Genomic DNA, 12,106 nt, shown 5'->3' with positions numbered 1-12,106 from the left:
CGCCCGGCCCACCCGCACGCCGCCGAAACGCTCGGTCAGCCGGTCCCCGGCGAAGCGCCCGGCCATGAACGGCACCGCGTAGGCGAAGTAGACGATGGTGATCTGCCAGCCGTGCCCGCGCAGCCCGTCGCGGATGTAGAGCCCGCCGGCGCTGGAGACGGTGGAGTCCGCGAAATACGCCAGGGCCATCACTGCGCACACCGCCAGCATCGGCCGCCACGCGATCGCCGGCGGCGCGCCGGTGCGCGCGTCCAGGGCGATCGTCTCGTCCTTGACGCCCGCCAGCAGGAACCGGCCGACCGCGAGCAGCAGCACCGCCAGCGGCACGCTCGCCGCGACGTAGAAGACCAGCAGCGAGGTGTGCGTGTTCGTCGCGAGCGTCGCGGCGATCGAGCCGATCGCCGCGCCCAAGGCCCACACGCCGTGGAAGGAGAGGATGATCGAGCGGCCGTAGCGCCGCTGCAACGCCACCGCCTGCATGTTCGTGGTGGCGTCCACCGCGCCGATCGCGGCCCCGATCAGCAGCAGGAACGGCAACGCCGCACCCAGCGCGTGCGCGGCGCCCACGCCGGTGATCGCGGCGAGCACCAGCAGCTGGGCGACGCGCAGCACGATCCGCGAGCCGTACCGGCCGACCAGCGCCCCGGCGGCCAGCGAACCGAGCGCCGCGACCACCAGGACCGCGGCCATGACCGCCGCGACCGTCCCGTCCCCGATGTGCAGCTGCTTCTCCAGCGTCGGAATCTCGCTGGTCAGCGCGATCAGCGAGAACCCCTGCGCGCCGAACGCGACGAACAGCGCGCCGCGCGCCTGCTTGAGACCCGCGTCGATGCCGTTCCCGCTCACCGTGTGGTCGCCTTCCATAGCCGGGACAGTCCCGGGCGGGTGAACCGCGCCGTTGGGGCAGCGTAGGAGCCGCGCCGCGGGCTTGCAAAGGGGGGTGAGGATAAAAATATGATCCCAGGTTCAGGTTTTCGCGGGTTCCGGTCCGAGAGCGAACCGATACCCAACGGTGACTCAGTGGTGGAACACCCGCGGGCTGCGTCCCGTCCAAGGTGCGCCGAGCGCGGTGACGGACCGCGCCGGGTGTCCTCGGAGGGGCGGAATACGGGTCATGCGAGAGAGACGGCACGATGGCGGGCGCGGGATACGGGCGGCCGCGGGTGTGGTGCTTCTGGGCGGGGTACTGGCGCTGAGCGCGTGCAGCAGCGGCGCGAGCCGGACGAGCGCGTCGTCGGCGGGACGGCAGGAGGGCGGCGCCGCGGCGGGATCCGCGCAGGCGCCGCAGGCTTTGAAACAGTACTCTGCCGGGAGCGCGGACGCCGGCGGCGGTTCGGCCGCCGCGAACTCGGGCACGGCGGTCAGGCTGCCGAGCCGGGATCTGGTCGTCACGGCCGGTCTCCAGGTCAAGACCGCCGACGCCGCGGCGGCCGCGGCGAAGGCGGCGAACCTCGCGCAGGCCGCGGGCGGCTACGTGGCGAACGAGTCGATCGGCTCCGGAACCCAGGTGACGCCGGTGGCCCCCGGCCCCGTCTCCTCCGATGCCGCGACCTCGGGTTCGGCGGACGGCGGCACGGCGCCGGCGCCGGTCGGGCTGCCGCCGGTCGAGGGCTCCGACGGTTCCGAGCAGGCCGTGCTGGTGCTGCGCGTCCCGCCGCAGAACGTGGATTCGGTGCTCGCCGCCCTGGCCGGCAAGGGCACCGTCACTTATCAGAGCCGCACCTCGACCGACGTGACCGGCCAGGTCGCGGACGTGGCCAGCCGGGTGGCCTCCGCGCGCGACGCGATCGCGCAACTGCGGACTCTGATCGACAAGGCCGCCTCGATGAACGACCTGATCTCGCTCGAGCAGGCACTCTCGCAGCGCGAGTCCGATCTCGAGTCGCTGGAGGCGCAGCAGAAGGCGCTCTCCGACCAGGTGCAGTTCGCGACGATCACCGTCGGCTACTTCAGCCAGGGCCGGCCGGCCACGCCGCCGGCGCCGGCGGCCAGCGGATTCATGCGGGGCCTGACAGCAGGCTGGCACGGATTCCTCGCCGTGGTGCGCGCTGTGCTGGCGGCGGCGGGCTGGCTGGTGCCGTACGCGGTCGTCGTCGCGGTGTTGTGGTGGCCGCTGCGCCGGCTGGTGCGGTGGAGCAGGCGCCGGGGGAGGGGACAGGGTGGCGGTGGGCCGGGCGCCCCGGGCGCCGTGGCGCTCGCGCAGGCCGGTCCGGCAGCGGCTGAGGGTACGGCTTCGTCGTCGGAAGAATGAACGATCTCACCGTCAGACGCCTGATACGCCTGATACGCCTGATACGCCTGAGGCGCCGGGCCGACGGGAGACGTGTCCGGTCTGCTGTGGCGGGGTCTGCGGTGGTCCGGGCCGGGCCGGGCCAGGCGGGCGGCGTCACGACCGCACCCGGCCGGCCCCGGCCCGGCCCGGCTCAGCTCAGCTCAGCTCAGAAGTCCAGGTCGGGCAGCACGGTCAGCGCGAGGTGCAGCTGCAGGCGGTCCTGCCCGGAGCCGAGATCCAGACCGCTGATCCGCTCGATCCGCTCAAGCCGGTGATAGAGAGTCTGCCGGTGGATGCTGAGCGTCTGCGCCGCGCGCTGCGCGCTGCCCGCCTCGTCGAGATAAGCCTTGGCCGTGCGCACCAGCTGCGCGCCGCCTTCCGCCAGCAGCGCGGCCACGCCTGAGGTGACGACCGCCTCACGCAGCGCGGCGTCCGTACCCGCCCCGAGCAGCCGGTGCACACCCAGCTGCGGCCACTCCAGCACCAGGGGCCCGTCCGGCCGCCGGCTCGCCGCCACCCGCGCCGCGATCCTGGCCTGCAACCAACTCTCCCGCGCCCGCACCAGGCTGTCCGCCGGGCCGCCGATGCCCGCCACCGGCGTGGGCGCCGCAGCCCCGGGCGGGGCCGAGGCCGTCAGCGCCGCGAAAGCGGACCGGATCATCCCGCGCGCCGCGGACAGCTCGCCGGGCGCGGACAGCGGAACGATGACCGTGGCGGCGTGCTCCCCGGAACCGACCAGGATCGTGCGCGGCAGCCGCCAGGCGTTGACGAACACCGCGCCCGACCCACCCGCCGGCCGCACCGAGACCGCCGCGACCGGTGTGCCCGGCGGCAGCGACCAGGACTCTGCGATCTCCTCGGCCGCCCGCGCCCGGGTCTCCGGGTACGTGGACAGCAGGTCGCCGACCTTCCAGCCCAGGTCCTCGCGCAGCCGCGAACGCCGCGCCATCTCCACCCCGGCCCGCCCGGCCGCGGCCAGCAGTTGCGCCAGCGGCATCGGGCGCCCGTCCGCGGCGCCCGCCTCCGGGTCTTCCAGCAGCCACAGGTACCCGTACGTGACGGACTGCCAGCGCACCGGGACGCACAGCCGGCCGAGCAGTCCGCGCCGCGGATCCGGCGGGATGTGCACCGGATCGGCCGCGTGCGCGATCCCGAAGGACTCGAAATAGCGGCGCACCTCCGGCGTCGCGCGGCGATGCATGATCGAGTCCTGACGCACCGCGTCCCCGGGCCGCTGGTGCGCGCTCACCGCGACCAGGTTGAACTCCCGGTCCTCCAGCGTCACCGGCGCCCCGGAGACCAGCGCCGCCCCGTCCACCAGATCCTGCAAATCCGGCCCGATCAACGCGCACGCTGCCTTTCCGCCGCCTTTCCGCCGCCTTCCGGCCCGCCTCGGGCGGCCCGCCCGCCGAGCGGATGTCGGACCGCCCACGGCGTCCTTCATACAAGTGTATGAGAAATCGGCCGGATCACTCTGACAGTGGTATCTCGCCAGGTTCCGCGATGGTTTCTACGGTGACGGGGTAACCCGTCTCGGTCCCGAGACCCCGTCCGCAGGAGGCCAGCGGTGTCCGTGCTCTCGTCCTTCTTGCTCCGAGCCTCGCGCAGCCCCCGGGTGCGCGACGCGATGGTCGGATTCCCGGTCACGCGGCGCGTCGTCGACCGCTTCGTCGCGGGGGAGAGCATCGAGTCGGCGATCCGCGCGGTGCGGGCCCTAAGGGCCGACGGCCTGCACGCGACCCTCGACCACCTCGGTGAGGACACCCGCGACGCCGCGCAGGCCGCAGCCATCCGCGACGCCTACATCGAGCTGCTGACGGTGCTGCACCGCAACGCACTCGCCGACGCGGTCGAGGTCTCGGTCAAACTCTCCGCGCTCGGCCAGGCGCTGCCCGACGCGGGCGAGAAACTGGCGCTGGAGCACGCCCGCGCGATCTGCGAGGCCGCGTCCGCCGCCGGCACCACCGTCACGCTCGACATGGAGGACCACACCACCGTCGAGTCGACCCTGCACATCGTGCGCGAACTGCGCCAGGACTTCCCGTGGGTCGGCGCGGTGATGCAGTCGATGCTGCTGCGGACCCCGCAGGACTGCCGGGACCTCGCGTATCCGGGCTCGCGGGTGCGCCTGGTCAAAGGCGCGTACGCCGAACCGCCCGAGGTCGCCCACCCGCGCAAGGCCGACGTGGACGCGGCCTTCGGCGAATGCGCGGCGATCCTCATGTCCGGCGGCGGCTATCCGATGATCGCCAGCCACGACCCGCGGATGATCGCGACCGGCAAGCGCGCCGCCCGCGACGCGGGCCGCCAACCGGGTGAATACGAGTTCCAGATGCTCTACGGCATCCGCACCGACCTCCAGCGCCAGCTCGCGCACAAAGGCGAACGGGTGCGCGTTTACGTACCGTTTGGTACGGATTGGTATGCGTACTTCATGCGGCGGCTCGCCGAACGTCCGGCCAACGTCGCGTTCTTCCTGCGCGCCCTGCTCGGCCGCTGAGCCGCTGAGCCGCCGAATCGTCCGCCGGCGCCCCCGCCGGCAGGCAACCGAACCACCGCAGCCGTCCGATCGCCCGCCCGTCCGACCCCTTGCACAGATCCGATCCCTTGCACACAGGAGCGCCATGGACGCCGTAACCCAGGTCCCCGTCCCCGCCAACGAACCGGTGCTCGGCTACGGCCCGGACAGCCCGGAGCGGGCACGCCTCGTGCGCGCCCTCGGCGATCTGGCCGGGCATCCCGTCGACCTGACCATGACCATCGGCGGCGTACAGCGCATGGGCGGCGGCGGCAAACTCGACGTGGTCCAGCCCCACGACCACCGCGCGGTGCTCGGCACCCTGGCCGAGGCCACCGAGGAGGACGCGCGCGCCGCGATCGACGCCGCCGCCGCGGCAGCCCCGGGCTGGCGCGCCCTGTCCTTCGACGACCGCGCCGCGATCTTCCTCAAGGCCGCCGACCTGCTGGCCGGCCCCTGGCGGGCCACCCTCAACGCCGCCACGATGCTCGGCCAGTCCAAGAGCGCGCAGCAGGCCGAGATCGACTCCGCCTGCGAACTGGCCGACTTCTGGCGCTTCAACGTGCACTTCGCCCGGCAGATCCTCGCCGAGCAGCCGATCAGCGGCCCCGGGGTGTGGAACCGCACCGACCACCGGCCGCTGGAGGGCTTCGTCTACGCGATCACCCCGTTCAACTTCACCGCGATCGCCGGGAACCTGCCGACCGCCCCGGCGCTCATGGGCAACACCGTGCTGTGGAAGCCCTCGCCGACCCAGCAGTTCTCCGCGCACTTCCTGATGCGCCTGCTGGAACAGGCGGGCCTGCCGCCCGGCGTGATCAACGTGGTCACCGGCAGCGGCATCCCGGTCTCCCAGGTCGCCCTGCGCCACCGTGACCTGGCCGGCATCCACTTCACCGGCTCGACCCGGACCTTCCAGCACCTGTGGCGCACCGTCGGCGAGAACATCGCCGGCTACCGCACCTACCCGCGGCTGGTCGGCGAGACCGGCGGCAAGGACTTCGTGCTCGTACACGCCGGCGCCGATCCGGCGGCGGTGAAGACGGCGCTGACCCGCGGCGCGTTCGAGTACCAGGGGCAGAAGTGTTCCGCGGCCTCCCGCGCCTACCTGCCGCGCGGCCTGTGGAACCGGCTGCGCGAGGAGTTGATCGCCGAGATCGACGGGCTGAGCATGGGACCGGTCACGGACCTGTCCAACTTCATGGGCGCGGTCATCGACCGGCGCGCCTTCGACAAGCACAGGGCCGCGATCGACCGGGCCCGCGCCACCGACACGATCACGGTCCAGGCCGGCGGCGGCTACAGCGACGCCACCGGCTACTTCGTGCGCCCGACCCTGCTGACCGGCACCGATCCGGACGACGAGATCTTCACCACCGAGTACTTCGGGCCGATCCTGTCGGTGTTCGTCTACGACGAGCCGGACTTCGACGCGGTGATGGACCGGATCGACGCCTCCTCGCCCTACGCGCTGACCGGGTCGATCATGACCACCGAGCGCACCGTGGCCGCCCGCGCGGCCGAGCGCCTGCGCTTCGCCGCCGGGAACTTCTACATCAACGACAAGCCCACCGGCGCCGTCGTCGGCCAGCAGCCCTTCGGCGGCGGCCGCGCATCGGGCACCAACGACAAGGCCGGCTCGGCGCAGAACCTGCTGCGCTGGACCAGCACGCGCTCCATCAAGGAGACCTTCGTGCCGCCGACCGAGTACGGCTACCCGCACATGCGGTAGCCGACAGAGGCGCTGACGAGGCGGCTCGCCGGACTGCTCCCGGCCGGTTTCGGAACAACTGAAACCGGCCGGCGGCGCGCGGCGTCTTCCAACCGCCGCTCGTCGGCGCCGCGCTCAGGCGCCCTTGCTCTGCGCTGAGTCCTGCGCTTCGATCTGCCGGCGCACCTCGTCCATGTCCAGCTCGCGCGCCTTGCCGATCAGCTCCTCGAGCGCCTGCTCGGGCAGCGCCCCGGCCTGCGCGTACACCACGACGCCGTCCCGCGCGATCATCAGCGTCGGGATCGAGGTGATGTTGAACGCCCCGGCCAGGTCCGGCTGCGCCTCGGTGTCGACCTTGCCGAACACGATGTCCTCGTGCCGCTGGGACACCCGGTCGTACACCGGCCCGAACATGCGGCACGGCCCGCACCAGGCCGCCCAGAAGTCGACCAGCGTGATCCCGGAGCCCGACACGGTCTCCTCGAAGTTCTCCGCGGTCAGCTCGACCGTCGCCATCACAATCTCCCTGTTCGGCTTACTGCGGCTTGCGCCGTCGTCCCAGGAACATACCCAGCGCCGCGCGCATTCCCCGTCCCGGAGCCCGCAGACCGCAGCGGACCACGGCGCACCGCGGGACACTAGATCGCACCGTCCAGCACGCGGGCGAGCGCGGCGGCGCCCGAAGCCGCCGCGGTGACCAGCACCGCCGGCCCGGACAAGCGCAACACCGCGACCGCGACGGCCGGCTCGTCCTGCGGCGTCAGCCTGGACAGCGGGCTGCCGGAAGGCACCCCGTCCACGGGTGCGGATGCCCACGCCGGATCCACCACCAGCAGCGAACCGATCGCGCGGTGCGCGCCGCTGCCGGCCGGGCCGAGCGAACCGGGATGCCGCGGACCGAACGCGACCTCGCGGTCGAGCAACACGCGCCCGGCCCGCAACACCCGCAGCCGCGTGGAGACCGAGCCCGGGTCCTCGCCGTCGCGGCCGAGGATCAGCTCGTCGCGCCAGACCAGAAGCGCGTCCGCGGCCAGCTCGACCCGCGCCACCGTGCGGTGGCGCGCCCCGCGCGCGGCGACGAGGGGCCGCGGCGACCAGGAAAGCGCGCCGCCCTCGCCCACGCGGGCATGGATCTCCAGGGCGGACTCGCGCCCGTGCGGCCCGGGCAGCGCCACCGAGGCGTCCACGCCGTGCACCTCCAGCCGCGCCCCGGGACCGAGGTCCACCGAGCAGCGCAGCTCGTCGCCCCCCAGCGGGCCCGCCGTGCCGCCCGCCAGGTACACCCGCGCCGGCCCGCCCGTGCCGGCGCCGTCCGGTGGCGCGCCCTCGTCCGGCGCCTGTTTCGCGCCCTGTCGCGCCGCCCGCCGCAGCAGCAGCGGCGCCTCCCCGGCCAGCGTGGTCAGCCGGGTCGAGCCGTCCGCCTGGCAGCGGGCCACGATCCGCGCGGAAGCCCTCATCGCCGCTCCTGCCCTGTCGCGGTCAGCCGCCGCTGCGCCATCAGCTTGCGGACCCAGTCGGCCACCGCCGGCGCCCCGGGATGCTCGGCGAGCGAGACGAACACCGTGGGCGATTCGCCCCTGCGAGCCGCCGCGTCCCGGCGCATCCGCTCCAGATCGGCGCGCGCCGCCGCGGCCAGGTCGGTCTTGTTGACCAGCAGCAGATCCGCCTGCGTGACGCCCGGGCCGCCCTTGCGCACCGTGCGGTCCCCGGCCGCGGCGTCGAGCACGAAGATCTGCCGGTCGATCAGTGCCCTGCTGAAGTTCGCGCCCAGATCCGCGCCGCCCGCCTCGACCAGCAGCAGATCCAGCGGAGCGAAAAGCGACTCCAGCGTTTCGGCCGCGGCGGCGTTGGCGCGGATGTCGTCCCGGATCGCGGCCTGCGGGCTGCATCCGGTGCGCACCGCGGCGATCCGCCGCGCGTCCAGGCCCTGGTGCGTGAGCAACGGCTCCTCGGCCTGCACATCAGGGTCGTTCATGAGCACGGCCAGGGACAGCTCGGTGCCCAGCGCGCCGCAGAGCCCTGCGATCAGGCTGGTCTTGCCGGCGCCGACCGGGCCGCAGATCCCGACCCGCAGCGTTCCGCCGCCGCGCCCCGCGCCCTGCCGCGCCACCGCCTCACGAGACAAAGAAGCGCACCTGCCCGCCGCGGACCTGCTGCGCCGCGATCTCCAGCAGCGGCGCGCCCACCGCCGGCAGTTCCTCGACCGGGCCGCGCGCCGCCTTCGCCGCCGCGGCGGCGACCTGCTCCACCTGCGCGGCCAGCGAGGCGAGCACCGCGGTCACCGCGTCCGGATCGAGTCCGAGCAGCCGCGGGGCCGCGTGCGCGGGGCCGGTGACCGACCCGAGCGCCACCGCCTCGGCCGCGCCGCCCGGGTCCACCCCCGCCACCGCGGCCGCCGCGCCGAAAGCGATCGGGTGGTGCGGCCCGTCCGGATGCAGCCCGGCGACCGCGTCGAGAAGCACGCCGGGCCAGCCCGCGCGCACCGCGCACAGCAGGTGCCGCCCGAGCGCGCGCGACGTGGCGCGCTGCGCCGGGGAGGGCGTGCGCGCGTCGTACTCGGCGTCCAGGGCCGCCGCCTCGCGGGTCTGCACGCCGCGCTCGCCGACCACCAGCCCGCCGCTCAACTCCAGCGCGGCCGCAGCGGCGAACGCGGCCGCCGTGAACCCGACGCCGGTCAGCCGCCCGAGCAGAAAGGCGCGCAGCGTCTCGCCGTCGTGGACCCGGCCGGCGGCCACGGCCGCCTCCAGCCCGCCGGAGTGCGCATGCGTCCCGCCGGGCAGGCGGCTGTCCGCGAGCAGCAGCAGAGGAATCAGGCTCATCGGAGAAAGACAGTATCGGTATCCACCGTCAGCGGCCGACCCCGCGGCCGCCGCGCGCGCCGGAGCAGTGCCCCATCGACGAGGCAGGGCTCGGACATGAAGGCGCTGCGCGCATGAAGGTACCGCGATCTTTCCGGCGGCCCGCCGCCGAACTGACCGGCCGCCGAACTGACCCGCCGTCACGCACCCGGCGTACCGGGCCGGGCGAGTCTGTCGAGGTCCTCGGGCGTGTCCAGGTCCTGCGGATCGGCGACGGCGTCGCACGGAACGAGGAGGACTTGCGCCGCGTGCGACGCGAGGAAGCCCCGGGCGCCGGCGTCACCCGTCGCAGCGCGCGCGACCGCCGCCCAGTGCTCGCGGGCGAACAGCACCGGGTGCCCGCGCCTGCCCCCATACGAGGCCGCCGCCAACCGCGCACCCGCGCGCCAGGCCGCGAGCACCGCGCGCACGGCCGCGGCGCCCACGAACGGCTGGTCGACAAGCAGCACCAGCGCGGCGTCGGCCGGGGCGCCGTCCGGCGGCGCGTCGAGCGCCGCGAGCCCGGCGCGAAGCGAGGAACCCATCCCCTCGCTCCAGCCGCGGTTCAGCACCGAGCGCGCCGGGCCCAGGTCCGCGCGCCGCATCACCTCGTCGGCCCCCGCCCCGAGGACGACCACGATCCGGCCGCACCCGCCCGAGCCCGCCGCCTCGACCGCGCGCTCCACCAGCAGCCGGCCCTGAAACCACAGCAGCGCCTTCGGACCGCCCAAGCGCGCGCCGGCGCCGGCCGCCAGGATCAGCGCCGCGGCGCTCCCGGCGCGATCGGCCCGTACGGTGCGGCCCGCCGTCGTCACCGCGCCCGCAACGCGAGGTAGAAATCGACCTGGTGCTCCAGCCGGGCCAGATCCCGGCCCGTCAGCTGGTTGATCTTCTCGATCCGGTAGCGCAGCGTGTTGACGTGGATGTGCAGCTCCTGCGCGCATTTGCTCCACGACGCCGAGCAGCCCAGGAAACGGTCGAGCGTCTCCTCCAGCCGTGAATGGTGGCGCGCGTCGTACGCCCGCAGCGGGCCGAGCAACCGGTCGCGGTACCCGCGGCGCAACTCGTCCGGCACGTGCGCGAGCAGCACCAGGTGCGAGGCGAGCTCGCTGTGCTCGGTCAGCTCGATCCGGCCCGGACGGCGCAGCGCCACCCGCAGCGCGAGCCGCGCTTCCTCGATCGCTCCGGCCAGCTCGGCCGCCTGCGTGAAACGGTCGCTCAGGCCCACTGCGACCCGCTGTCGGCCGAGACCCGGGCCCAGCGCCGCCAGACGCACGCGCAGCGCCGCCGCGCTCACCCAGGGCACGCCACCCGGCTCGTCGTCCGACGTGCCGGGTGTATCCGCATCCGTATCCGTATCCGTGCACAGCGCCACCGCGTACGCCGCGCCGAACCATCCCGAGCCTTCCGCGTCCTCGCCGCTGCCTTGTTCACGTGCGGCCGCAGGCGAGCCCGGATGAAACACCGCGAGCGGAACCGGTGCCCGCGCCTCGGCGTGCTCCACCAGCACCCGCGCCAGCCGACCCGCCAGCGCGCGGCCCGACGATGTTTCCCCCGCGCCCGCGCCTGTTCCCGTGCCCGCGTCGAGGCCGCCAACTCCGGCGCCGGCGCCGGTGACCGCGACCGCCACCGCGCGCAGCCCCGCCGCCGGATCGAGCCCGGCCACGGCCAGCCGCGCCCCGATCTCCGCCGCCGGCGCGCCCGCCGCGGCGAGCGTCACCAACTCGCGGCCGACCCGGCGCAGCACCCGCCGCCCCTCGGCCAGCCGCGCCCGCTCGGCGCCGATCAGCCGGGCCGCGCCGCGCGCCGCCTCGCGCCGCTGCCGCGGCCACGTGCGCCAATCGCCCTCGAACACCGCGTGCCAGTCGGTGATCGCGGTGCCCGGCCGACCATGCACCGTGTACACCGAGTACGCCCGGCCGCGATGCTCGACCAGCCGCTCCTGTGACGCCCCCGTGCGCAACACCTCGCGTGCGATGACCGTGCGCGCCGCCGCTGTCGGCGCGCCACCGCACGCGGCGACGAGATCCCCGGCCGCCGTGAGCACACAGCAGGCCATCCCGGTCTCCTGCCCGATCAGCCGCACGATCCCGGCCAGCCCCTGCTGCGTCTCCGCGGCCACCAACAGCCGGTGCCTGGCCAGCAGCTCTCCCGCGTCCCCGACCCGCTGCGCCGAGATCTGCCCGGAAATCCACTCGGTCAGCTCCGCGAAAGCCAGCTGCGCCGGCACATGCAGCAGCGGCACGCCGTACCGCGTGCACGAGTCCAGCAGTTCCGGCGGCAACGGCGCGTCCGTGGTGTCTCCGGCGGCCAGCCCCGCGCAACCGGCGCGGGCCACCGCGCCCACGAACAGCTCGCAGTGCTCCGCCGCCGACCTGCGCGGATCGCTGAGCCACACCAGACCGGAAACCACCAGCTCCCCGCCGCGCAGATACCGGCTCGGGTCCGGCAGGTCGGTCACCATCACCGAACCGAGCTCCCGGTCCAGGCCGGGCGCGGCGGCGACGGCCGTCAGGCCCAGCGGCGACGCCTCGACCAGATCCCGCAGACGCATCCGGGCGGTTCTCCTTCCCGCGGCAGGTTTCCGTCACGGTTGGATGTTGCTGCCTTTACCCAGCACAGTAGCCGCCAGGGCGTCTCGTAGGAACCTCCAAGGCGCGCACGCCGCCACGGCCCGGGGCTTCGTGCCATCGGCCCATGGAAGCCGAGGTCAGCGAGGACTTGACTGGTGCGCACAGGAAGACCGCGGACGGACCGAACGGCGAGTG

General features: G+C 74.3%; 11 protein-coding genes. 3 read left to right on the top strand and 8 right to left on the bottom strand.

Going from position 1 to position 12,106, the window contains the following annotated elements; all coding sequences use genetic code 11:
* The coding region (locus KGA66_RS18295; protein WP_211469368.1) for an MFS transporter at window positions 1-864 on the bottom strand (864 nt) is incomplete at its 3' end.
* A 250-nt stretch (window positions 865-1,114) separates the two neighbouring features.
* On the opposite strand from KGA66_RS18295, the gene KGA66_RS18290 reads away from it, so the two are divergent.
* Window positions 1,115-2,251, top strand: a complete 1,137-nt coding sequence (locus KGA66_RS18290) for a DUF4349 domain-containing protein (protein WP_211469367.1) — start codon at window positions 1,115-1,117, stop codon at window positions 2,249-2,251.
* Between the two features lie 187 nt (window positions 2,252-2,438).
* On the opposite strand, the gene KGA66_RS18285 is transcribed toward KGA66_RS18290, so the two are convergent.
* Window positions 2,439-3,617, bottom strand: coding sequence for a PucR family transcriptional regulator (locus KGA66_RS18285; protein ID WP_211469366.1), 1,179 nt, complete (start codon window positions 3,615-3,617; stop codon window positions 2,439-2,441).
* Window positions 3,618-3,845: 228 nt separating this feature from the next.
* Between KGA66_RS18285 and KGA66_RS18280 the strand changes: the two genes are divergently transcribed.
* Complete coding sequence (locus KGA66_RS18280) at window positions 3,846-4,772, top strand: proline dehydrogenase family protein (RefSeq protein WP_211469373.1); 927 nt, start codon at window positions 3,846-3,848, stop codon at window positions 4,770-4,772.
* Between the two features lie 124 nt (window positions 4,773-4,896).
* Window positions 4,897-6,522, top strand: coding sequence for an L-glutamate gamma-semialdehyde dehydrogenase (gene pruA, locus KGA66_RS18275; RefSeq protein ID WP_211469365.1), 1,626 nt, complete (start codon window positions 4,897-4,899; stop codon window positions 6,520-6,522).
* A gap of 114 nt (window positions 6,523-6,636) precedes the next feature.
* On the opposite strand, the gene trxA is transcribed toward pruA, so the two are convergent.
* The 6 genes from trxA to KGA66_RS18245 form a co-directional block, all read right to left on the bottom strand.
* Complete coding sequence (gene trxA / locus KGA66_RS18270; protein WP_211469364.1) at window positions 6,637-7,017, bottom strand: thioredoxin; 381 nt, start codon at window positions 7,015-7,017, stop codon at window positions 6,637-6,639.
* A 122-nt stretch (window positions 7,018-7,139) separates the two neighbouring features.
* Window positions 7,140-7,958, bottom strand: a complete 819-nt coding sequence (locus KGA66_RS18265) for an urease accessory protein UreD (protein ID WP_211469363.1) — start codon at window positions 7,956-7,958, stop codon at window positions 7,140-7,142.
* Complete coding sequence (locus KGA66_RS18260) at window positions 7,955-8,611, bottom strand: GTP-binding protein (RefSeq protein ID WP_211469362.1); 657 nt, start codon at window positions 8,609-8,611, stop codon at window positions 7,955-7,957. Before KGA66_RS18260 ends, KGA66_RS18265 begins: the two co-directional genes overlap by 4 nt.
* A 4-nt stretch (window positions 8,612-8,615) precedes the next feature.
* Window positions 8,616-9,320, bottom strand: coding sequence for an urease accessory protein UreF (locus tag KGA66_RS18255; RefSeq protein ID WP_211469361.1), 705 nt, complete (start codon window positions 9,318-9,320; stop codon window positions 8,616-8,618).
* 179 nt (window positions 9,321-9,499) lie between these two features.
* The gene (locus KGA66_RS18250; RefSeq protein WP_211469360.1) at window positions 9,500-10,153 is read right to left on the bottom strand and encodes a nucleotidyltransferase family protein; all 654 of its coding nucleotides are present in this window, start codon (window positions 10,151-10,153) and stop codon (window positions 9,500-9,502) included.
* Entirely contained in the window at window positions 10,150-11,892 is a 1,743-nt protein-coding gene (locus KGA66_RS18245) for a PucR family transcriptional regulator (protein WP_211469359.1), read from the bottom strand. Before KGA66_RS18245 ends, KGA66_RS18250 begins: the two co-directional genes overlap by 4 nt.
* Window positions 11,893-12,106 lie beyond the last annotated feature (214 nt).

It is taken from the genome of Actinocrinis puniceicyclus (assembly GCF_018283645.1).
Classification (GTDB): domain Bacteria; phylum Actinomycetota; class Actinomycetes; order Streptomycetales; family Catenulisporaceae; genus Actinocrinis; species Actinocrinis puniceicyclus.
Note: the sequence above shows the minus strand (reverse complement) of the source record. Positions and strands in the feature narration are given on the sequence as shown.

Excerpts from the sequence above, each read along its gene's own strand:
- KGA66_RS18290 (WP_211469367.1), top strand. The coding sequence starts at position 1,115 with ATGCGAGAGAGACGGCACGATGGCGGGCGCGGGATACGGGCGGCCGCG.
- pruA (WP_211469365.1), top strand. The coding sequence starts at position 4,897 with ATGGACGCCGTAACCCAGGTCCCCGTCCCCGCCAACGAACCGGTGCTC.
- trxA (WP_211469364.1), bottom strand. The coding sequence starts at position 7,017 with ATGGCGACGGTCGAGCTGACCGCGGAGAACTTCGAGGAGACCGTGTCG.
- KGA66_RS18265 (WP_211469363.1), bottom strand. The coding sequence starts at position 7,958 with ATGAGGGCTTCCGCGCGGATCGTGGCCCGCTGCCAGGCGGACGGCTCG.
- KGA66_RS18255 (WP_211469361.1), bottom strand. The coding sequence starts at position 9,320 with ATGAGCCTGATTCCTCTGCTGCTGCTCGCGGACAGCCGCCTGCCCGGC.
- KGA66_RS18245 (WP_211469359.1), bottom strand. The coding sequence starts at position 11,892 with ATGCGTCTGCGGGATCTGGTCGAGGCGTCGCCGCTGGGCCTGACGGCC.